Source organism: Melittangium boletus DSM 14713 (assembly GCF_002305855.1).
In the GTDB taxonomy this organism is placed as follows: Bacteria; Myxococcota; Myxococcia; order Myxococcales; family Myxococcaceae; genus Cystobacter; species Cystobacter boletus.
Genome location: NZ_CP022163.1, coordinates 3,758,635 through 3,779,712, shown reverse-complemented (window position 1 = coordinate 3,779,712; position 21,078 = coordinate 3,758,635). Strand labels below are relative to the sequence as shown.

Annotated in this window: 20 protein-coding genes; 9 read left to right on the top strand and 11 right to left on the bottom strand. The window is 69.2% G+C overall.

Annotated elements, in window-relative coordinates; genetic code table 11:
* Nucleotides 1-46 precede the first annotated feature (46 nt).
* From MEBOL_RS15985 to MEBOL_RS43640, 3 genes are all read right to left on the bottom strand, one after another.
* On the bottom strand, nucleotides 47-1,633 hold the full coding sequence (locus MEBOL_RS15985) for a nitrilase-related carbon-nitrogen hydrolase (RefSeq protein ID WP_095978250.1): 1,587 nt from the start codon (nucleotides 1,631-1,633) through the stop codon (nucleotides 47-49).
* Nucleotides 1,630-2,217: a PadR family transcriptional regulator gene (locus MEBOL_RS15980; RefSeq protein WP_095978249.1), complete on the bottom strand. Its 588-nt coding sequence runs from the start codon at nucleotides 2,215-2,217 to the stop codon at nucleotides 1,630-1,632. The genes MEBOL_RS15985 and MEBOL_RS15980 overlap by 4 nt, the downstream gene beginning before the upstream one ends.
* 86 nt (nucleotides 2,218-2,303) lie before the next feature.
* Nucleotides 2,304-2,438 carry a hypothetical protein gene (locus MEBOL_RS43640; protein WP_281256659.1) on the bottom strand — a complete coding sequence of 45 codons (135 nt, stop codon included), beginning with the start codon at nucleotides 2,436-2,438 and terminating at the stop codon, nucleotides 2,304-2,306.
* Between the two features lie 85 nt (nucleotides 2,439-2,523).
* On the opposite strand from MEBOL_RS43640, the gene MEBOL_RS15975 reads away from it, so the two are divergent.
* Complete coding sequence (locus MEBOL_RS15975) at nucleotides 2,524-2,985, top strand: SRPBCC family protein (RefSeq protein WP_095982812.1); 462 nt, start codon at nucleotides 2,524-2,526, stop codon at nucleotides 2,983-2,985.
* 115 nt (nucleotides 2,986-3,100) lie between these two features.
* On the opposite strand, the gene MEBOL_RS15970 is transcribed toward MEBOL_RS15975, so the two are convergent.
* From MEBOL_RS15970 to MEBOL_RS41170, 3 genes are all read right to left on the bottom strand, one after another.
* Nucleotides 3,101-6,202: a LamG-like jellyroll fold domain-containing protein gene (locus MEBOL_RS15970; RefSeq protein ID WP_170115719.1), complete on the bottom strand. Its 3,102-nt coding sequence runs from the start codon at nucleotides 6,200-6,202 to the stop codon at nucleotides 3,101-3,103.
* 472 nt (nucleotides 6,203-6,674) lie between these two features.
* Complete coding sequence (locus MEBOL_RS15965) at nucleotides 6,675-7,190, bottom strand: hypothetical protein (protein WP_095978248.1); 516 nt, start codon at nucleotides 7,188-7,190, stop codon at nucleotides 6,675-6,677.
* A 6-nt stretch (nucleotides 7,191-7,196) separates the two neighbouring features.
* Nucleotides 7,197-8,285 (bottom strand): hypothetical protein, encoded by a 1,089-nt coding sequence (locus tag MEBOL_RS41170; protein ID WP_157775016.1) that lies wholly within the window; start codon nucleotides 8,283-8,285, stop codon nucleotides 7,197-7,199.
* A gap of 130 nt (nucleotides 8,286-8,415) precedes the next feature.
* On the opposite strand from MEBOL_RS41170, the gene MEBOL_RS15955 reads away from it, so the two are divergent.
* Nucleotides 8,416-9,552 (top strand): aminotransferase class V-fold PLP-dependent enzyme, encoded by a 1,137-nt coding sequence (locus MEBOL_RS15955; RefSeq protein ID WP_095978246.1) that lies wholly within the window; start codon nucleotides 8,416-8,418, stop codon nucleotides 9,550-9,552.
* A gap of 21 nt (nucleotides 9,553-9,573) precedes the next feature.
* On the opposite strand, the gene glgC is transcribed toward MEBOL_RS15955, so the two are convergent.
* On the bottom strand, nucleotides 9,574-10,824 hold the full coding sequence (gene glgC, locus MEBOL_RS15950) for a glucose-1-phosphate adenylyltransferase (RefSeq protein ID WP_095978245.1): 1,251 nt from the start codon (nucleotides 10,822-10,824) through the stop codon (nucleotides 9,574-9,576).
* A 280-nt stretch (nucleotides 10,825-11,104) separates the two neighbouring features.
* Here glgC and MEBOL_RS15945 point away from each other — a divergent pair, with 280 nt between their 5' ends.
* Nucleotides 11,105-11,581 carry a hypothetical protein gene (locus MEBOL_RS15945; RefSeq protein ID WP_157775014.1) on the top strand — a complete coding sequence of 159 codons (477 nt, stop codon included), beginning with the start codon at nucleotides 11,105-11,107 and terminating at the stop codon, nucleotides 11,579-11,581.
* A gap of 79 nt (nucleotides 11,582-11,660) precedes the next feature.
* Nucleotides 11,661-13,298 carry a phosphoglucomutase (alpha-D-glucose-1,6-bisphosphate-dependent) gene (pgm, locus tag MEBOL_RS15940; RefSeq protein WP_095978243.1) on the top strand — a complete coding sequence of 546 codons (1,638 nt, stop codon included), beginning with the start codon at nucleotides 11,661-11,663 and terminating at the stop codon, nucleotides 13,296-13,298.
* 10 nt (nucleotides 13,299-13,308) lie between these two features.
* Here the strand turns inward: pgm and MEBOL_RS15935 are convergent, their stop codons facing one another.
* On the bottom strand, nucleotides 13,309-13,728 hold the full coding sequence (locus tag MEBOL_RS15935; RefSeq protein WP_095978242.1) for a MarR family winged helix-turn-helix transcriptional regulator: 420 nt from the start codon (nucleotides 13,726-13,728) through the stop codon (nucleotides 13,309-13,311).
* A 95-nt stretch (nucleotides 13,729-13,823) separates the two neighbouring features.
* On the opposite strand from MEBOL_RS15935, the gene MEBOL_RS15930 reads away from it, so the two are divergent.
* The 3 genes from MEBOL_RS15930 to MEBOL_RS15920 all read left to right on the top strand — a co-directional run bounded on the left by MEBOL_RS15930 (nucleotide 13,824) and on the right by MEBOL_RS15920 (nucleotide 16,969).
* Nucleotides 13,824-15,272 (top strand): MDR family MFS transporter, encoded by a 1,449-nt coding sequence (locus MEBOL_RS15930; protein ID WP_095978241.1) that lies wholly within the window; start codon nucleotides 13,824-13,826, stop codon nucleotides 15,270-15,272.
* Nucleotides 15,273-15,422: 150 nt separating this feature from the next.
* Nucleotides 15,423-16,004 carry a hypothetical protein gene (locus tag MEBOL_RS15925; RefSeq protein WP_095978240.1) on the top strand — a complete coding sequence of 194 codons (582 nt, stop codon included), beginning with the start codon at nucleotides 15,423-15,425 and terminating at the stop codon, nucleotides 16,002-16,004.
* Nucleotides 16,001-16,969 (top strand): nucleotidyl transferase AbiEii/AbiGii toxin family protein, encoded by a 969-nt coding sequence (locus tag MEBOL_RS15920; protein WP_095978239.1) that lies wholly within the window; start codon nucleotides 16,001-16,003, stop codon nucleotides 16,967-16,969. Before MEBOL_RS15925 ends, MEBOL_RS15920 begins: the two co-directional genes overlap by 4 nt.
* 9 nt (nucleotides 16,970-16,978) lie before the next feature.
* On the opposite strand, the gene fdhD is transcribed toward MEBOL_RS15920, so the two are convergent.
* A complete protein-coding gene (gene fdhD / locus MEBOL_RS15915) occupies nucleotides 16,979-17,857 on the bottom strand; it encodes a formate dehydrogenase accessory sulfurtransferase FdhD (RefSeq protein WP_095978238.1) in 879 nt (292 codons plus the stop codon).
* Between the two features lie 319 nt (nucleotides 17,858-18,176).
* Here fdhD and MEBOL_RS15910 point away from each other — a divergent pair, with 319 nt between their 5' ends.
* Nucleotides 18,177-18,599 (top strand): hypothetical protein, encoded by a 423-nt coding sequence (locus MEBOL_RS15910; protein ID WP_095978237.1) that lies wholly within the window; start codon nucleotides 18,177-18,179, stop codon nucleotides 18,597-18,599.
* On the opposite strand, the gene mobB is transcribed toward MEBOL_RS15910, so the two are convergent.
* Together mobB and MEBOL_RS15900 are read right to left on the bottom strand one after the other, a co-directional pair.
* On the bottom strand, nucleotides 18,600-19,115 hold the full coding sequence (gene mobB, locus MEBOL_RS15905; RefSeq protein ID WP_095978236.1) for a molybdopterin-guanine dinucleotide biosynthesis protein B: 516 nt from the start codon (nucleotides 19,113-19,115) through the stop codon (nucleotides 18,600-18,602).
* Entirely contained in the window at nucleotides 19,112-20,356 is a 1,245-nt protein-coding gene (locus tag MEBOL_RS15900; protein WP_095978235.1) for a molybdopterin molybdotransferase MoeA, read from the bottom strand. The genes mobB and MEBOL_RS15900 overlap by 4 nt, the downstream gene beginning before the upstream one ends.
* Before the next feature lie 86 nt (nucleotides 20,357-20,442).
* On the opposite strand from MEBOL_RS15900, the gene mobA reads away from it, so the two are divergent.
* The gene (mobA, locus tag MEBOL_RS15895; protein ID WP_095978234.1) at nucleotides 20,443-21,078 is read left to right on the top strand and encodes a molybdenum cofactor guanylyltransferase; all 636 of its coding nucleotides are present in this window, start codon (nucleotides 20,443-20,445) and stop codon (nucleotides 21,076-21,078) included.

Genomic DNA, 21,078 nt, shown 5'->3' with positions numbered 1-21,078 from the left:
AAGGGTAACGAAGGCCCACTCTAGCCTCGATGCGCTGAATCCATCGTCAGTCAATGAAAGACAGTTGACCCTTGTCCTCCATGGGGGCGGCCTTGACGGCGCGTCGCCGCCGCGCGACGAGCCCGCGGACGGAGGCCTGGAGCACCCATCCCAGCGCGACCAGCCCGGAGAGCAGACCCACCGAGTCCCCAATGCGTGCATAGAGCGTGGGCACCCGCCCCACCGGCAGCTCCGCGCGCAGCACCCGCTCCTCCGCCGTGAAATGGTCCAGCTCGCCATACACGCGCCCGTAGCCGTCCACCGCCACCGAGAGCCCCTGGTTGACCTGCCGCACCATGCTGAAGCCCCGCTCCACCGCGCGGAACACCGCCTGCCGTGTGTGCAGCGGGCTGATACCCTTCCAGTCGCTCGACGGCAGCAGGAGCAGCTCGAGCCCTCGCTCCGAGGCGCTGGCGAACACCTCCGGGAAGTCTCCGTCGAAGCAGATGGCGCCCCCCAGGACTCCCACGCCGGGGGCCTGGCCCACCGCCGGCTCCGTGCTGCCCGCGATGGAGTGCTCCGCCTCCCAACCCGGCACCGGCCGGGACTTCACGTAGCGCCACGCCACCGCGCCGTCCGGCCCCACCAGGATGAGCTCGTTGCGCAGCATCCGCTCCACCGAAGGCGTGAAGCTCGCCACCGACATGCCGAGCCACACGCCTCGCTCGCGCGCCAGCGCGCTCCCCCGCGCGATGAGCGCATCCAGCTCCCCGGCCAGCACCACCGCGTTCCCCTCGGACCAGAGCAGGAGCTTCGCCCCCTTCGCGGCCTCCCGCTCCGACAGGCGCAGCAGCTCCTCGTTCACCGCGCGCGAGGCCTCGGCGAATGCGCGCCAGTCCTCATCGCCAAAGGCCTCGCCCTGCATGAGCCGGGACAGCCCCGCCTCGCGGCCCGTGGCCACCTCTCCCGCCACGGTGATGCCCGCCACCCGGACGGGCTCGCCCACGCTCCCCGCCCCCGCGAGCCGCAGCGCGCCGAAGCCGAGGATGGCCACCAACACCCCCGCGTACACCGCCACCCCGGGCAGGACGCGGCGCCCCGCCTCCCGGTGCTCGAACGCCCAGTTGGCCACGGTGGCGAACCACACCAGGACGAACGTCAGGCCCCACAACCCCGTCACCGACACGAGCTGCACCAGCACCGGTACCTGGGCCTGGGTGTAGGCCAGCACGCCCCAGGTGCCGAACGGGTTGCCCATGCTGCTGAACAACTCCAACCCCGTCATCGCCGCCGGCAGGAAGAGCGTCCCCGCGAAGGAGCCCCGCGGCCCCACGATGAGCCGATCCGCCAGATACACCCCCGCGACGACCACCGCGCCCCCCAAGGCCATGCCGAAGGCGTTCGCGGCGGAGCCCGGGAACACCCCCAGGTTCGCCACGCCGGCGGCGACGGTGTTGGCCACCAGGAGCCCCACGAAGCCCACCGCGGGACGCCGCCGCCGGGAGAAGAAGAGGAACAGGGCGCCCATCAGCCAGCCGGGCAGCACGGCCCACTCCGTGTTCAGCAACATCAACAGTCCGGCCCCCACGCCCAGGGCGAGCCACGGCACGAACGTGGGCAGACGCCGCGCTCCTTCTTCCGGATGACCGCTCATCGTTCTTTCCTCTTCTTCGTCGAAACCGTCGTCCGCTCGAGCCGCTGGAGCGCTTCGCGCGCCTCGTCACACCAGCGCAGGTGCGCCTCCAGCCCGTGCAGCCCCGCGCGAATGGACAGATGCTGGTAGGCAAGCTCCGGGTCGTCTCCCCGGGAGTGGCGGACGTTCTCGTCGATGAGGCGCAGCGCCGCCAGCAGCCCCTCCGCCTCGGCGCGGCTGCGCTCCACCTGGGCCAGGGAGTCCGCGGGTCCCACCTGGGCTCCGAAGAAGAGCTTGAGCAACAGCTCGTTGCGCTCGACGTGGGGGAGCACCGGCCGCCTCAGCCATTCCGCGAGCGCCGTCCGCCCCGTCGCCGTCACCCGGTACACCTTCCGGACCCGTCCGCCCCGCGAGTGCTCCTCCGGGTCGAGCTCGACCAGGCGCTCCTCCGCCATCCGCTCCAGCGTCGGGTACAGGTTGCCGTAGCTCTCCTGCCAGAAGTGCCCCACCGACCGCTCGATGGCGCTTCGCAGGTCGTATCCGCTCATCGGCTCCCGGCACAGCATCCCCAGGATGGCGAACCGACAGGTGCTCTCCCTCGCCATGACGGCCTCCTTCACCGCGATATATCAGACTGATATATCCGGCCGCTACTTCTTCGTTCGGCGTCCACGCTGGAGGGGCCGGGCCTTCAATACAGGTCGTTGCGGAGCCAGTCCGCGAAGACCAACGTCTTCGAATCGATCACCTGCATGAAGCCGGGGGGCCCGCCCCGCGGCGAGGCGTCGAGTCCCTCGTCATCCTCCCGCGACCACGAGGCTCGCATGGAGAAGAGCTGGCTCGCGCACTACCGGCGGGATGGTCGGGAAGGGTACCGATCCCCATCTGCCCTCGCGTGCTATCGTTCGGGCATGAGTCCGACCCGGATTCGTTGTCACATGAAGGCGCCCCGCGCGCGGGTCTATCGCGCGCTGCTGGATGCGCGGGCCATCGCTGCGTGGCGGGTGCCCACCGGCATGACCAGTCATGTGCACGTGTTCGAGCCCCACGAGGGGGGCTCGATCCGCGTCTCGCTCACGTACGATGCGCCGACCGCGATGGGCAAGACGACCGCCCACACCGACACGTACCATGGCCACTTCGTGAAGCTCGTGCCGGACACCCAGGTGGTCGAAGCGGTCGAGTTCGAGACGGAGGATCCCGCGCTGCGCGGCGAGATGACGCTCACGATCACCCTCGCCGATGCGGACGATGGTGGCACCGAGCTGCTCGCCGTGCATGAGGGGCTTCCGTCGGGCGTGCCAGCCGCCGACAATGAGCTGGGTTGGCGCCTGTCCCTGGAGAAGCTCGCGGCGCTTGTCGAGGCGGGCTAGCCGGTCGAGAGGCTCGAGAAGTGGGCGCGGGAGCAGGGGACGTGAGACAGGCCGGTTGGCGCATCGGGTAACACGCCGGGCGGCGGGCACGTGCACCCGCCGCCCAGCGAGGACCTCAGCGAGGCACCGAGGTGTACAGGGCGCTCACTTCACTGTCGTTGAGTGCGCGGCTGTAGACGCGCACCTCATCGACCGACCCCGCCCAGAAGTCGGTGTTGCCGCCGTTGTACTTCGCGCGACCGATCGCCAGGGGCCCGGTGCTCACCGCCGCCGTGCCCGCCGGGGCCGTCGCCACCCGGGTACCGTCGAGGTACAGCCGCAGCTCGCCTCCGGCCCGGACGCCAACGAGGTGGTACCAGCGGCCGATGACCGGATTCATGGTGTACGTGGCGCGCTTCGCGCCGGGCGTGCTGAACGCGAACGCGCCCTGCCCGTACTGCAGGTAGAACGGATTCTCCCTCTGGCGGCCGTCCTGGCTGACCGCCGAGGCGTAGTTGCCCGGCAGCTTGTCGAGCGTCACCCACGCGGAGACGGTGTAGTCACCCCGGGTATCCAGCACCGGGCTGGCGGTCTCGGCGAAGTCGCCGTTGCCGTCGAAGTGCAGCGCCTGTCCGCGGACACCGGCCGTCCAGTTGGTGTTCCCATGCAGCGTCAGGTCGCTGCTCCCCTCGGTGTCCTGGGCCTTCGAGCCACTGCCCTCATCCAGCGGCCAGGTCCCGAGGCCGGGGAACGTCGCGTCCTCGCCCGCCGTGACGCCCGCGGCGATCACCCGCAGGTTGATCTCCCGCACCGGCGCCATGTCGACCTTCGCCACCCGCCGATCGTAGGTGTAGAAGCCGTTGAGCTCGTTCTCCACGTCCGTGACCTGGGTGTAGACCGAGCCGGACAGCTCCGCCCCGGCGGCGGCCAGGTAGAAGGTCTGGGTGTTCTCGACGTACTTCGCCGTCAGCGCCGCCTTGTCCGCCACGCCGCTGTAGATGACCGTCGGCGCGCCCGGCCACTGGTGGCCCGGCATGCGCAGGGTGAACCCGCCGTGCTCGCCATCCATCGCCGCGCGCGTGGCGTCCGGGTAGGCCGGGTCGTTGTTGACGTAGTCGTGGTGGTCGATGATGTCGCCCTTGCCGGAGTCACCCTTGGAGTCGCAGCAGTTCACGCCGCTGTGGGCGTTGATCCACCGCGACGGGTCGGCGGCCTTGACCTGCTCGGCGAGCCGCCCGGACTCCTCCCGGTTCCACTCGCCCCAGCCCTCGTTGAAGACCACCCAGCCCACGATGGCCGGCGAGTTGTGCAACTGCTCCATCATGCGGCGGCCCTGGGTGATGAACGCCTCCTGGCCTTGCGTGTTCGTGATGCTTCCGGAGACGAAGTCCTGCCACACCAGCAGGCCGATCTGATCCGCGTGGTAGTACCAGCGCGCCGGCTCCACCTTGATGTGCTTGCGGACGGCGTTGAACCCGAAGTCCTTCTGCGTCTGCAGGTCCCAGCGCAGGGCCTCGTCGCTGGGCGCGGTGTAGAGCCCGTCGGGCCAGAAGCCCTGGTCCAGCATGGCGAGGGAGAAGACCGGCTTGCCGTTGAGCACCAGCTTCGGGAAGCCGCCGACGTTCTGGAGCGTCACCGAGCGCATTCCGAAGTAGGCGTCGATGGTGTCGGTGCTCGTCCCCTCGGTGAGCGTGACCTCGAGGTCATAGAGGTACGGATCCTCCGGCGACCACAGGTGCGGCGTCGCCACCGGCAGCGTGAGCGGGGTGTTGGCCGCGCCCGTGACGGAACCGACTTCCTGGCCGTCGGCGTCGCGGGCCACGGCGGTGACGCTGGCGGTGGCCGAGGCCGACGCGGAACGGACCCGGATGGCGAGCGAGTTCGTCTGGATGTCCGGCGTGGTCACGATGTCGTCGATCGCCACGGTGGGCACCGGCTCCAGCCAGACGGTCTGCCAGATGCCGGAGGTGGGTGTGTAGAAGATGCCGCCCGGACGGCGCGTCTGCTTGCCGACCGGCTGGTTGGGGCCGATGGTGTCGGAGACCGCGACGATGAGCTCCTGCTCACCCGTGCCGCTCAGGGCGCCGGTGATGTCGGCGGTGAACGCGGTGTAGCCGCCGGTGTGCTCGGCCACCTTCTGGCCGTTGACCCACACGCGCGCCTGGTAGTCCACCGCGCCGAAGTTCAGCAGCAGCCGCTGCCCGGTGCCAATGCCCCAGGCGGCGGGCACGGTGAAGAGCTTGCGGTAGAACATGTGGTCCTCGTGGCGCTCCAGCCCGGACAGCTGGGACTCCACGGGGAAGGGCACGATGATGCGCTCCGGCAGCGTCTGGCCGAACGTCGGCTGCGCGTTCGCGGTCGCGCCGGCGAACTCCCACGGGCCGTTGAGGTTGAGCCACTTCTCGCGAACCTGCTGCGGCCGCGGGTACTCGGGCAGCGGGTGGGCCGTGTCGAGCTGGTCGCCCCACGGGGTGCGCAGCCGGTGGGTCGACGCGTTGCTGGCGTCGCGCGCGATCTGCGGCACCGTCTCACCTTCCACGCTCAGGCCGCCGAGGCCGTCGTAGGCGACGCGGACGCGCTGGCCGCGCTGAACCGGCTTGGAGAGGGTGACCACCACGAGGGACGCGTCGCTGGTGTCGATGGCGGCCGAGGCCTGGGGCATCGCGGTGGTGTCGGCTTCCACCACCAGATGCGGGAGCAGGTCTCCGAGCGCGGTGACCGGCCCGTCGAAGTCGAGCGTCAGCCGGAGGCCGTCCTCGCCGACGGCGAGCGCGACCGGGTAGACCTCGAAGCCGTCCGGGGGGGTGAACGCCGTGGTCGGCACGATCTGCTTGCTGATCGTGGCGCTCGACCAGCGCAGGTACATGTTCGCGCCGCCGACGTCCTGGAACAGCTCCATCCGGAAGTCGTGTGCCTCGCCCGCGACGAGGTGCACGGACGCGCTGTGCTGCTCGATGTCCCAATCGCCGACCCAGTGGTCGATCACCGGAGCGCCATCGAGGAACATCCGGAAGCCATTGTCGCCGATCGCGTGGAACGTGTAGTCGCCGGTCTCCGGCGCGGTGAGCTTGCCGGTCCAGCGGGCCGTGGTGTGCTCGGTGCGGCCGTTCGACGACTGGAACATGGCCGTCAGGTCGGAGAAGTTGATGTTCGGCTCCAGCGCGACCGCGCCGAGCTGGGCGAAGTCACGGGCGCCGGGGGCCGACATCCGGTAGTACTCGCCCTTGAGACCGTGCACCTCCACCGGGGTCGAGGCGTCCGGGGTCGAGGCGTCGGGGGTCGAAGCGTCCGGGACGTCGGGGGTTGACGCGTCCGGAGTCGAGGCGTCGGGAGTTGAAGGGTCCGGGTCCTGTGTCGACGCGTCAGGGGTCGGCGCGTCCGGAGGGGGATTCGAGCAGCCGATCAAGGGATTGATCAGCACGGAGGAAAATAACAGCAGGCCGAGGGTGATCGACCTGAACTCAGGGCGAGGCATGGCATCCTTTCTGGATGTGGTGGGGGTAAGGGCTAGAGGAGCTTGGATTGCAAATGACCCAGATGTCCATGCCTAAGAGCCTGGTTGCCTGAGCCAGATTGGGCCACCTGGGACATGCGCCTGTCGCACCTGGCTGGGGCATGGCCACTGCGCGTGTGTCCGCCCGTCTTGTTTCAGAGGCCCGAGGCGGGCATAACGGCCTCTCCCCTGGTGCGCCGCTGATGGGCGAAGGTTGTCAGCCGAACGTTGGACGCCTGAGAACGCAGAGGGGCTGAAGGGCGGCGTCGTAGACGGCCTCGCCCGAAACGAACACCACGCCATCTCGCGACCGGGCCACGAAGGCCTCGGTGGCGTCCAGCATCTCCCAGGCATCGTCCGTCATCCGCAGCGGCTCGACTTCGATGGTGATGAGTTGCCTGCTCGCGCGAATCCGCTGGAGGAGCGCGGCATGACTTGTTTCCAGTCCCGCGTCGAGAAGTGTCTGGATGAGCTCCTCGATTGAGTGCGCTAGGACATCCTGTGTCGCGTAGTGGAGAACAATCGGGCGCCCGACTCCTGGAGGATGGACTTCGAATCTCGCCCATTCCAGGTGTGCGGCCTCCGGAGCATCCAACGTGGGTTCGAAGCGTGGGGGCGCGTTGAAGAACCAACCCTCGTGGATGAAGTTGCCGATCTCCGCTCTGGGCAGCGGTCTCTCGGTGCGGCACAGGATGCGCAGGTATTGGCTCATGGGCGGATGACCGAGCAGCATTCGGGACTATCGAGACTGAGGTGTGGACAGGCAGGTCCGGGTGTCGATGACGCTTGGGTCCTCGCCGAAGCGATACAGGATCCTCTTGGAGAGATCTACCTTGTCGACAAAGAGCAGCGTATCGTTCTTGTCCAGGTGTGCGAGTTCCTTCTTCAGTTTCGCCCGAACATCGGCTCGGGGTATACCGCTCTTCAACATCTCGTCGACCTCGACGTAGTCGATACCACCCGAGGAATTGGGTTTGTAAAGGTCGACGAAGTTTTCACCGAGCCGTTTGTTCTCCGTATTGATGTAGCCCTCCTCTGTCAGCAATTGTCGGGTGGCCACCTGGGCTGGCCCCCCTGGACGGCCTGGACGGCCACCGCGCGATGTCGGATCGAAATACGCCGGCTTCCATCTCTCGAAGTCGAGAACCTCGTGAGGTTGCTTTCCTGCCGTGTGCTGCTCGTGGAGGTAACGCTGATAGCGCCATTGGGCCGCGGTCGGTTCATCAATCCCGGGCATGGGCCCTTGTGGAGGAGTAGGTGGCCATTCAATGGGCGGCGATGATTTGAGCGCCTTGACCTGGCTGTGCGATGTTCGAGTCTCGGCCGCGGGGCTCCGCATCGTTCCCTTGACGATGACCCCAGCCATGAGGGCATTCACCCCGCTCAGAATCGCCGCATCCGTGCGTCCAAGTTCCCTGGCTCGTGCCTGGTAGGCGTCCCCAAGCGATTTTCGGAGCCGTATGCCTCCAGGTTGGTCCTTGGAGAGGAAATCGAGGAATGCCCAATTGGGAATACAACTCCCTGATAGCTCGCGATAGACCGGGATGGCGCAGGGTATCGCGCGGGTCTGCTCGGCGATGGCACGGCCTATGGCGGGAAAGTGCTGCGTTTCGAGTTCTTGGAAGACGCGAGCTGCCCGAGGGTTGCCTTGGGTCGCTTCGGTATGAAGCTGCTCAAGCAACGCGGGTCGCTGAACCACGACCTGGACTGCTTCCAGGTGTTCTGCGTGGATGTATCCTTTGGCGTCACAAAAGCTGTCGTAATCCAGCGCGGGTTCCGCACCGAGGAGCAGAACGAGTGCGAACGCCGCGAAAGGGAGAGATGGCATGGGGAGTGGGGGGCAAGGTCAATGCTGCTGGAATCCTCCCCTGTCTGCACCTTGAGTTTGAAGTACTTCAGACTCGCCCGCGATTCGCTCTTGAACGGACTTCCCTCGGATGGCTTAGGCTGTGGGGACCATGCGCCTTCCCTCCCAACGTCACCTGTTTGATCTGCCCGAGGGCCTCACCTGGCTCAACTGCGCGTACATGTCTCCGCAATCGCGGGCCGTGGGGGACGCGGGGCGCGAAGCGCTCGAGCGCAAGGCGAAGCCCTGGCTGGTGCGCCCCGAGGACTTCTTCACCGAGTCCGAGACCCTGCGCCGGCTCTTCGCCAGCCTCGTGGACGCGGACCCGGAGGGCGTGGCGCTGGTGCCCTCCGTCAGCTACGGCATGGCGGCGGCCGCGGCCAACCTCCCGGTGCGCGTGGGCCAGCGCCTGCTGGTGCTCGCCGACGAGTTCCCCTCCAACGTGTACCCCTGGCGTGAGCTGGCCGAGCGCTCGGGGGGCCAGGTGGTGACGGTGCGCCGGCCCCAGGACGGGGACTGGACCCAGGCGCTGCTCGCGGAGCTGGATGAGCGCACGGCGCTGGTGGCGGTGCCCCACTGCCACTGGACGGACGGCGGCCTCGTGGACCTGGAGCGCGTGGGGGCGCGGGCGCGCGAGGTGGGCGCGGCGCTCGCGGTGGATGGGACGCAGTCGGTGGGGGCCCTGCCCCTGAGCGTGGCGCGGGTGCGCCCGGACTTCCTCGTGACCGCGGGCTACAAATGGCTCATGGGTCCCTACAGCCAGGGCTACCTCTACGTGGCGCCGAAGTGGCGCGAGGGCCGGCCCCTGGAGCACAACTGGCTCCTGCGCGGTGGCAGCGAGGACTTCTCGCGGCTGGTGGACTACCGCGATGACTTCCAGCCCGGCGCCCGCCGCTTCGACGTGGGCGAGCGCAGCAACTTCGTGCTCGTGCCCATGGCGATCGCCGCCCTGCGCCAATTGCTCGCCTGGGGCGTGGCGGACATCCAGGCGACGCTGACCGTGCTCACCGAGCGCGTGGCCCGGGGGGCGCGCGAGATGCGGCTGGAGGTGGTGGACGAGTCCTTGCGCGGCGGGCACCTGATGGGGCTCAAGCGCACCGGAGGCTATGCGCCGGACGTGGCCGCCCGGCTCGCCGCGCGTCAGGTGTACGTGAGCGTGCGCGGGGACAGCCTGCGCGTGTCGCCCCACCTGTACAACACGGAGGCGGACGTGGACCGCCTCCTCGAGGAGCTGGACGCGCTCGTGTGAGCGCGCCCGGGCGCCCGGGGCTCAGTCGAACTTGTAGCCCTTGGGCACCACGACGATGCCGTTGTCCGTCACGGTGAAGCCGCGCGCCTTGTCCGCCGCGAGGTCATAGCCCACGCGCGCGTTGGGCGGCACGTTCACGCCCTTGTCGATGATGGCGTTCTTGATGTGCGCGTGCCGTCCCACCACCACCTCGTCGAAGAGCACCGAGCGCTCCACGAGCGAGTAGGAGTTCACGCGCACGCGCCGCGACAGGATGCTCTCGCGCACGGTGCCGCCGGAGATGATGCAGCCGCCGGCCACCATGGAGTTGAGCGCCTTGCCCATGCGCTCGCCCGACTCGTGGACGAACTTGGCCGGGGGGCTGAACTCCACCGCCGTGCGCAGGGGCCACTCGGGGTTGAACACGTCGAACTCGGGGTTCACCGAGACCAGGTCCATGGAGGCCTCGTGGTAGGCCTCGAGCGTGCCCACGTCGCGCCAGTACGTGTTCGCCTGCGTCTGGCCGGGGATGGGGTTGGAGTGAAAGTCATACGCCTGGATGTGGTAGCCGTCGCGCAGCGCGCGCGGCAGCACGTCCTTGCCGAAGTCGTGCTGGCTGCCCTCGGTCTTCGCGTCGATCTCCAAGAGCTCGTCGAGCACCTTCCGCTTGAAGATGTAGTTGCCCATGCTGGCCAGCGCGTGCGTGGGCTTGCTCGGCATGGGCGGCGGGTTCTTCACCTTCTCCTGGAAGTCGGTGACGCGGCCGCGCGCGTCGATCTGCATGACGCCGAAGCGGTGCGCCTCGGCGAGCGGCGTGGGGTAGGCGGCGATGGTGATGTCCGCGCGCGAGGACTCATGCACCTCGCGCATGTGCGCCACGTTCATCTTGTAGATGTGGTCACCGGAGAAGATGGCCACGTCGTCCGCGTTGTAATTATTCACCAGATGGAGGTTCTGGTAGATGGCGTCCGCCGTGCCGCGGTACCACACGGGGCCCAGCTCCTCGTAGAGGTACATCTGCGCGGGCACCAGCGTGATGAAGTAGTCGGCGAGCAGACCCGAGCCGAAGCGCCATCCGCGCTGGATGTGCTCGGTGAGCGACTGGGCCTTGAACTGGGTGAGCACGTAGACGGAGTACACGCCCGAGTTGAGGAAGTTGCTCAGGGCGAAGTCGATGATGCGGAACTTCGACCCGAAGGGCACGGCGGGTTTGGAGCGACGGGACGTCAGTGGCGCCAGGCGTGTGCCCTGACCGCCCGCGAGAATCATTCCCAGGATGCGTTTGCTGTTCATTCGAAGGTGAACCCCCTGGGGGCCACTATACGGGCCTGTCCGAGAAAGGCGTGTTTCTCGTGATGGACTTCAAACGACGCGATGCGGCGTGGGCGCCGTGTTCCAGTCGTGTCTCAAATACCTGTGTCTCAAACGACAGTGCGCCGGGCGCAATCCGCTGGCCGCGTCCTCCCCGATGGGCGGCCAGCCAGGAGGGCGCCACGTGCGCGGGGCCTGGGGGCTGCCCACCCTTGGCCTAGGAGCGACACGGTTCCTCGATTCCTCAGACATGGAGAGACACATGACCAGGACCAGGCTGATGCTGGCGGGGCTTCTCGCGGGTGGCATGCTGCTGGGCAGTGCGTGCAGTTCGGACAAGGGCGCGCGGCGTGACGAGCCCATGGAGCCGGCGGCGACCACGCACGCGCCCTCGGACAATCCGGATGCCGCCACGACGCCTCCGCCCAATCCCCCGGACACGGGCGGCTCGGGCGAGGAGGGCAATCCGTCGGGCACGGGCCTCTATAATGACTACACGGTGCCCCAGGAGGACCGCGGCAGCACGGGCGGCTCCGGCTACCTGGACCCCGTGACGAACCCGGGCGCCAGCGACACGAGCAAGTCCAAGGAGAAGGAGGACGTGCGCGACCAGGATCCAATGGAGGAGCGCGGCACGGGGGGCTCGGGCTACGAGAAGGACAGTGATCTGTTCAAGCAGAACCAGGAGTTCGGCGGCTCGCGCTTCCCCGGCGACAAGGCCGTGCCCCAGCGCTTGTGACGCGGTGCGCGGCGTGTACGGGCGAACATCGGTGAAAACAGGGGAGTGGTGGCCGGGCCCGCGGCGCTAGAGTCGCCGCGTGGCCCATCCTCTCGCTGGCAAGCCCCCTCCTGATTCACTTCTCATCAACCCGGAGCGTCTGCGCGCGCAGTACTTCTCCGAGCACCCGGACGTTCGTGAGCCCGAGCAACGCGTGGCCTTCGGAACGTCCGGCCATCGTGGCTCGGCCGCCCGCCGCTCCTTCAACGAGGCGCACATCCTCGCGGTCGTCCAGGCCGTGTGCGAGTACCGGGAGAAGCACGGCATCAACGGCCCGCTCTTCCTCGGCATGGACACGCACGCCCTGAGCGAGCCCGCGCAGGACACGGCGCTCGAGGTGCTCGCGGCCAACGAGGTGCGCGTGCGCTACACGGATCGGGCCACGCCCACGCCCGTCATCTCCCACGCCATCCTCACCTACAACCGGGGGCGCACGGGCGGCCTGGCCGACGGCATCGTCATCACGCCCTCGCACAACCCGCCCGAGGACGGAGGCATCAAGTACAACCCGCCCAACGGGGGCCCCGCCGACACCCACATCACCAGTTGGATGGAGAAGCGCGCCAACGAGCTGCTCGGCGCGGACAACTCCGGGGTGCGGCGCATCGCCATCGAGCGCGCGCGCAACCTGGCCCATGTGGAGCGCCACGACTTCATCACCCCCTACGTCGCCGATCTGCGCCACGTGGTGGACCTGGACGTGGTGCGCGGGGCGAAGCTGTCCATCGGCGCGGATCCCCTGGGCGGCTCCAACCTCGACTACTGGGAGCCCATCGCCGAGCACTACGGCCTCGACCTCCAGGTGGTGAACAAGACGGTGGACCCCACCTTCCGCTTCATGCGCGTGGACCATGACGGGAAGATCCGCATGGACTGCTCCTCGCCCTACGCCATGGCGGGGCTCGTGGAGCTCAAGGATCGCTACGACATCGCCTTCGGCAACGACACGGACTCGGACCGCCACGGCATCGTCACGCGCAGCGTGGGGCTGATGAACCCCAACCACTACCTGTCCGTGGCCATCGACTACCTGTTCAGCCACCGCCCCGGCTGGAACAAGGACGCGGGCGTGGGCAAGACGCTCGTGAGCAGCAGCATGATCGACCGCGTGGCCCGGGACATCGGCCGGCGCGTGGTGGAAGTGCCCGTGGGCTTCAAGTGGTTCGTGGACGGGCTGCTGGAGGGCTCGCTCGGCTTCGGGGGCGAGGAGAGCGCGGGCGCGTCCTTCCTGCGCCAGGACGGCACCGTCTGGTCCACCGACAAGGACGGCATCATCCTGGACCTGCTGGCGGTGGAGATCCTCGCGCGCACGGGCAAGGACCCGGGCGTGCACTACCAGGAGCTGACGAAGAAGTTCGGCTCGCCCAGCTACACGCGCATCGATCAGCCGGCCACCTCCGCCCAGAAGGCGGTGCTCAAGAAGCTGTCGCCGGAGGCGGTGCGCGCCACCACGCTCGCGGGCGAGCCCATCACCCAGCGGCTCACGCGGGCGCCGGGCAACGACGCGGAGCTCGGCGGGCTCAAGGTGGTGACGGAGAACGGCTGGTTCGCCGCGCGGCCCTCGGGCACCGAGGACGTCTACAAAATCTACGCGGAGAGCTTCCGCGACCGGGCCCACCTGGACGCCGTCGTGGACGAGGCGCGGCAGATCGTCAGCGACGCCTTCAGCCGAGGGTAGCGCTTCCCCCTCACCCCTCGCTGAAGCGGGTGAGGAGGGTGAGCAGTTGCTCGCGCTCGGCGGCGGAGAGCCGGGACGAGCGGGCGCGGTGCACCGAGTCGAGCAGGGCGTGCGCCTGGTGCAACCGCTCGCGTCCCGGCTCGGTGAGCCGCAGCAACGTGGCGCGCCGATCCTCGGGGTCCTCCTCCCGACGCACCAGCCCCTCGGCCTCCAGCCCATCCACCGTGTCGGTGAGCGTGCGGGGTACCACCCCCAGCGCGTCACTCACCTCGCGCATCCGCCGGGGCTGGGCCTCCAATAAATCCATCACCTTGAGCCGCGCGAGCGACAGCCCGCACTCGCGCAAGCGCTCGTTCGCCTGGTTGCGCAGCCGGTGCGCGGTGGAGACCACCGCGTCCACCAGGGCATCTCCGATCCGGGGCTTCGTCATTGACGGCGAGACCTCTCGCGATTAGTGAGTATCCTCAACATGAGTCTGCCTCATCATAACGCGGCGGGCTCCTCGTCACCATGAGGTCCTTTCTCATGTCCTGGGTTCAGCGGCGTCCCGAGTACGTGGTCGCCATCGTCTTCGTCGCCGCCATGTTCATGAACATCCTGGACACCACGGTCGTGAACGTGGCCCTGCCCGCCATGGCGCAGCAGTTCGGCGTGCGGGCGACGGACGCGGAGTGGGTCGTCATCGGCTATCTGATGAGCCTGGCGGTGTGGATTCCCGCGTCCGGGTGGATGGGGGACCGCTTCGGCACCAAGCGCACGTTCCTCACGGCGCTGGCGCTGTTCACGCTGGCCTCGGCGCTCTGTGGCCTGGCCCCGAGCCTGTCCTGGCTGGTGGCGGCGCGCATCCTCCAGGGCGTGGGCGGCGGGATGATGGCGCCGGTGGGCACCGCCATGCTCTTCCGGGCGTTTCCTCCCGAGCGGCGCGCCAACGCCGCGCGCGTGCTCATCATCCCCACGGTGGTGGCGCCCGCGCTCGGGCCGGTGCTCGGCGGCTTCCTCGTGGACACGCTGTCCTGGCACTGGGTGTTCCTGGTGAACCTGCCCATCGGCGTCGCCGCGTTCGCCTTTGGGGCGTGGGCCCTCCGGGAGCACCGCGAGCCGGGCGTGGGCCGCTTCGACGTGGCGGGCTTCCTGCTCGCGGGCGTGGGCCTGTCGCTCCTGCTCTACGCGCTGAGCACCGGGCCGGTGCTGGGCTGGGGCCTTCCGTCCGTCCTGGGCGCGGCGGTGGTGGGCGCGCTCGCTGCCTCGGCGTTCGTGTGGAACGAGCTCCGGGTGAAGAACCCCATGCTCAAGCTGCGGCTGCTCGCGGACCGGCACTTCCGCAACGCCAACCTGGCCGCGGGCTTTGGCAGCGCGGGCTTCATGGGCGTGCTCTTCCTCATGCCCGTCTTCCTCCAGGGTGTGCGGGGCGAGTCCGCCTTCTCCTCCGGGCTCACCACCTTCCCCGAGGCCCTGGGGGTGCTCTGCTCCTCGCAGCTCGTGGGGAAGCTCTACCCGCGCGTGGGACCCCGGCGGCTCATCGCCCTGGGCCTCTCGTGCATGATCGCGTGCACGCTGCTCCTGGCGCTCGTGGGCCTGCGGGCGGACCTGTGGGTGCTGCGGTTGTTGATGTTCGCCACCGGCGCGAGCATGGCCTTCCTCTTCATCTCCCAGCAGGCGGCCACCTTCGCGAAGGTGTCCAGCGCGGACACCGGACACGCCTCGGCCATCTTCAACACCCAGCGCCAGGTGGCCTCCATGCTCGGGGTGGCGCTGCTGGCCACGCTGCTGTCGGCCCGGCTGGGCGTGGACGGCGTGCGCCCCTCCCCCGAGTCCTTCGAGGCCTTCCGGCTCGCCTTCATCGCCGCGGCGGTCATCGCCCTGGGCGGCGTGGCGGCCGGGCTCGCCATCCGGGACGAGGACGCCGCGTCCACCATGCGCCGTGGCGCTCCCAAGCCCCTCTCCCCCGAGGCCGCCGAGGCCGCGCTGCCCTGAGCGTGGGGCCTCTCAGCTGGGCTGCAGGCAGGCACAGCCCCGTTGGGCCGACGTGCTGCCTAGAATGCCCTTGAATATCAACCGGTTGGAGCCGGGCTTGCGTGTGGGGCCGACCAGCTGTACTTTTTTTCCGGGAGAATTCATACCATCATGGCGACGGCGGCAGATCCTCGGCTTGAAGAAGGACAGGTCTACCGGACGCGGGAACTACAACGCTGGGGCGAGAATCCCTCCCGCTTGGCCAAGCGCCTCGTGAGGGAGGAAGTCCTGGTTCCTCTGTCGCATGGGCTTTACTACTGCCCCAAACGCGGTCGCTTCGGTGTGTCGCCCCCTAGCGACGATGCGGTGATGCGGGTTTTCCTCGGAGGCAGCCCTTTTGTTTTCACGGGGTCCGACCAATGGAACGCACTGGGGCTCGGCTCGACCGCCGTCTTCGCCGTTCCCCTTGTGTACAACACGAAGAGATCAGGCTCTTTCACGTTCGGGGGCCGCACGTTCGAGTTGCGGCGCGTGGCGTTCCCCTCGAACCCCCCGCGGGAGTGGTTCGTTGTTGATCTCTTCGAGAACGCGGCTCGGGCCGGGGTCTCGCGCGAGCAGCTGGCGAGCGCATTGACGCGTGCACTCGGACGTGGCCTGTTCGACTCCGCGCGTCTGCGGGAGATGGCCCGGAATTATGGCACGATGGCCACTCAAGCGCTGATCGAGTCGGCTATTCGGACTGCGAGTTCGTGAACTTCGTCCACGACGATCCCGATTTCGACGACCTCCTGCGGATTACCGCCAATCAGCGGCGGCTCTCACTGGGGCTCGTCGAGAAGGACTACTGGGTTACCCATACGCTATGGGCGCTCCATGCGACGGGGTTCGAGGTCTGGTTCAAAGGGGGCACCTCGCTCTCCAAGGGGTTCTCCCTCATCCATCGATTCTCCGAGGATCTCGATCTCAAGCTGGATCCTGGGACGGTGGCCTTGCCCGCTGTTTCGAATTGGAAGAGCGAGGGGACCCAGGCGACAAGCCAGCGCCGAGCCTATTTCGAGGCGCTCCCCACGCTCGCCTGCGTTCCGGGGACGAGCGCCGTGTTGGACACCGACAGCGCGGACAAGCACTGGTTCCAGGCCAACGTGCGAGTCTCCTATCCCGCTCGCCATCGCGGTGACCTCGGTGGAGTTCTGCGTCCCTTCGTGTTGCTTGAGGTTGGCAATGCGCGCGTGACGCCCTTCGTGCGGCGCGACATGCAGTCTTTCGTCCACGACGAGCTCATGAGATTGGGTCAACTGGACGATTTCGCGGACAATCGTCCCAAGGAAGTGCGCTGCGTGCATCCCCTCGTCACTCTCCTCGAGAAGCTCGATGCCCTCCAGCGGCATGTGCCCAGAGCGGACCGGGAGCCTGCCTCTTTTGTGCGCCACTACGAGGATGCCGCTCTCATCATCGCCGCGGAAGCAACTCTTCCTTCGTTGCTGGACTACCCCGATGTGGGGGCGTTGGTGACCGAGATGCGCAAGCAGAAGCAGATTGCTCCACCGCCAAGACCTGATTCGCTCGCATTCTCGCTACAACCAGGTGCGCGCACCAAAGCTATTCGTGACGCCTTCGCCGCCATCCAGCCCATGTTCTGGGGACCGCGGATGACACTCGATGAGGCAACGGATTCGATCCGTGCTTGGCTTGAGCGCACGCCCCTGCCCTCTGGGTAGGGGGACGCGCTACATCTCGCGCAGGCGCTCGGGGTGGGTGTAGACGTTGAAGCGTCCACCGCGCACGAACGTGGCGAGCGTGATGCCCGCGCGCTCGGCCAGATCGATGGACAGCGAGGTGGCCGCCGACACGCTCGCCACGAGCGGAAAGCGCGCCACCGCCGCCTTCTGGAGGATGTCGAAGCCCGCGCGCCCGCTGACCACGAGCAGCGTGGGTTGGAAGGCCTCGGGCCGGGCCGCGCGCGCCGAGCGCAAGCCGTGCTCGAGCACCAGCGCCCCCACCACCTTGTCCACCGCGTTGTGGCGGCCCACGTCCTCGAAGGCGGCGAGCACCCGGCCCTCGGTGTCGAGCGCCGCGGCGGCATGGACTCCGCCCGTGTGCTCGAAGTGGGGCTGCACGGTGCGCAGGATGTCCGGCGCGCGGGCGAGCACGGACGCGGCGATTCCGGAGCCGGGGGGCACGGGGTGGCACGAGGCCAGCAAGTCATCCACGCTGCGCCGGCCGCACACGCCGCAGGCCGCCGTGGTGAGGGTGCCGCGCTTGCTCGCGCTCACGCGCTCGAGGTCCCACACGAGCCCCGGCGCGGGCGTCACCTCGATGACGTTGCCGTAGCCTTCTTCTCCGGGTCGGCCGCAGTGCACGAGCCCGCCCAGGTCATCCACCGAGTGGATGAGGCCCTCGGAGAAGAGGAAGCCCGTGACGAGGAAGCGGTCCGCGCCGGGCATGCGCATGGTGAGGGCCACGGTGTCGCCGCTCACGCGGAGGTCGAGGGGTTCCTCGAGCGCCACGGAGTCGGGCTCGGGAGGCGAGAGCCCCGTGTCCGGCGCGTAGCGGCCAACGGGCCTCCGGGTGACGCCGGGAGGCAGGGGGCGCGAGGGTGGCTCCATCCGGCACACGCTAGCCGAGCACCGCCGGGCCCGTGAAGGTGGACGCTCGGGACTCGCATGGGCGCGACCCGAGGCGATACTGACTTGGATCGTTTGTGTCCCGGCCCGAGCGGGCTCCCCTCGGTGGGTGATTCAAGACTTGGACGGGCGGGCGGGTTGACTGCCCGGTAGTGCGCGGCGCCCGAGGCTTCGTGGAAATCTGGAGATGGGGATTGTCCGACGCCGAGCCCCAGCGCGGGCCGTGTGATGAGGCGCGGCGGCTGGGAATGTTATGGCTCATCCGCTCCCTGCGAGCGACAAACCCATACCCGAGGTTCCCATGCGTCGTACCTATCGCAACGCGGCGATCGCGGTGACGAGTCTTTCGGCCTTCCTGGCGCTGTGGACCGCCCGGCCCACCCAGGCCGCCGCGGAGGCATGCACGGGACCCAACAAATACATCACCCGGACGGAGACTCCGAAGTATGTCTACTCGTCCGCGTCCTCGACCAAGCGCATGACCTTCACCTACAGCGAGAGCCATTGGCCCGCGGGCACCTGTCTGACGGTCATCCCCGCCGCCATCCAGAAGGGCAAGTGGGTCACGGTGCATGACAGCCTCAAGCTCGTGCACACCGTGCAGGCGGGCTTCATGGCCCACCCCATCACCTTCCTGCAGACCACCGTGCAGCGGCCGGGTGGCTCCACCCCCGTCCTGTATTGGTTGAACGAGGCGGACGTCGAGCCCGTCCCGGCGTTCTAGTCAGGGCGCGCCCGACCCCAGCACCCCCTCGTCGAGGCAGCGCTGGAGGAAGGTGGCCAGGCCCCGCACGTCCCCGGGCTCGAAGCGCGGGGGGCCTCCGGTGCGGTGGGGGGCTCCCACCACGGCGAGCACGTCCGGGCGGGCGGTCTCGAGCGGGGGCTCCAGTCCCTCGCGCCACACCTCCACCTTGGGCAGGGGCCCGTCCTTCCATCCCTCGACGAGCACCAGGTCCACGCGCCCGGAGAAGGGCGCGAGCAGCAGGAGCAGGTGCGCCGAGGGCGCGGGGAAGGTGAGCTGCACGCCCGAGGGGGTGGCGAAGCCCACCAGCGCCGCGCCCACCTGGGCCAGCCGCGCCGTGTCGCTGCCCTCGGGGTGGAGCGGGTGCGCGTGCGACGAGTGCTTCACCACGCCCACGCGCAGTCCCCGCGCGCTCAACTCCGGCACCAGCCGGGTGAGCAGCGTCGTCTTTCCCGCGCCGGACCAGCCGATGATGCTCAGCGCGGGCGGCGGCCTCATGGTGCCTCCGCCGCGAGGTACTGGGGCCGATCGAAGCACTCGAAGTCCACCGTGTCGCCCTCGGAGAAATCGGCGCGGCCCGGGGGGAGGATGGCATGGCCCTCGGCGCCGACGTTGCCGAGCAGTTGGCCGGCGCCCTGGGCGCGGATGCGGGCCCAGAGCTGGCCGTCCTCGCGCGTCTCCAGCGTGCCCGACACCAGGTAGGTGAGCCCCGCCTGCTTGTGTCGGCCCTCGTCGAGCCGCGCGCGCACCCGCCGGCGCTGCTCGCGCACGCCCTGGTGGTGCAGGAGCAGCGGCCGGGCGAACTGGTCGAAGGCGACGGTGGCGGCGCCCGGGGTGCCGGGCAGCACGACGACGGCGGTGGAGCCCAGACGCCCCACGGCCACGGGCTTGCCGGGCTTGATCGCCACGCCGTCCACGAGGAAGGTGCACCCGAGCGCGGAGAGCACGCGTTTGACCCGGTCCCGGTCTCCCACGGAGGCGCCTCCGGTGGTGATGAGCACGTCCGCGCGCTTGGCGAGGCGCTGGAGGGCGGGGCGCAGGACGTCGTCGTCGTCCCGGGCGCGCTCGCGGGCCACCACCTGGGCCCCGGCCTCGCTCGCGAGCGCGGCGACGAGGACGAGGTTGCTCTCGTACACCTGGTGGGGGAGGGCGGGGGTGCCGGGCGGCACGAGCTCGTCCCCGGTGGCGAGCACGGCGACTCGCGGCGGCGGGCGCACGAGCACCAGGGGGTCTCCCAGCGACGCGAGCACCCCGAGCACCGCGGCGTCGATGCGCTGGCCCGCGTGCAGCACGGACGCGCCCAGGAGCAGATCCTCCCCCTCGGGGCGGATGTCGCGGCCCGGGGGGACGGTGACGAAGAGGTCCACGGTGTCGTCCGAGGCGGGCCGGGTGGCCTCCTGGCGCACGACGGCGGTGGCGCCCGGGGGCAGGGGCGCGCCGGTGAAGATGCGCGCGGCCTGGCCCGGCTGGAGGGTGCGCAGGGGCAGGTGCCCGGCGTAGATGGTCTCGCTGACGCGCAGGCGCACGGGCGTGTCGCGGGTGGCGCCGACGGTCTCCTCGGCGATCACGGCATACCCATCCATGGCGGACATGGGGCAGCCGGGCAGCGAGCGCGAGGCGATGAGGGGGCCCGCGAGGAAGCGGCCCAGGGACTCCAGGAGGGGGACGTGCTCGGGAGCTGCGGGAGTGAGCGCGTCGAGGGCGAGCTGCCGGGCGGTGGCGAGCGGAGTGAGGGTCATGCGAGCGAGCGGGGCCTGGGGACTTTGACGCGGTGCAGGTTAGCCTCTCGGGCGGGACGAAGTACCGGAGTGTGAGGAGATCCGACATGCGCGAGCGGGAAGGGGAGTTCCCGGAGGTGACGCTGGCGGTGATCGCCGGGGGGCAGGGCTCGCGTCTGGGCGGGGTGGCCAAGGGCCTCTTGGAGGTGGAGGGCCGGACGGTCCTGGAGCGGGTGCTGGCGCTGGGGAGCTGCCTGGGGGACACGCTGCTGGTGGCGAATGTGCCCGGGCCTTATGCGCGCTTCGGGGTGCGCACGGTGGGGGACGTGGTGCCGGAGCGGGGGGCGCCGGGGGGCGTGCACGCGGCGTTGGAGGGCTCGCGCACGGAGTGGGTGCTGGCGGTGGCGTGCGACATGCCCTTCGTGACGGAGGCGGCGGTGCGGGTGCTGCTCGGGGCGCGCGGGCCCGGCGTGGACGCGGTGGCCTTCACGGTGGAGGGCCGGGTGGAGCCGTTGCTGGCCCTGTACCGGAAGTCACTGTCCGCGCCCTGGGGCGAGGCGCTAAGGGCCGGGGAGCCTTCGTTGCGCGCCCTGCTGTCCCAATGTCAGGCGAGGCTCTTGCCCGAGGACGCGCTCCGGGCGGTGGATCCGACTCTCCGCGCGGTGATGAGTGTGAACACGCCGGAAGACCTCGCGCGTCATGGGGCCACGCTTCCGTCCTCCTCCTGGACTCGGTGGGAATAA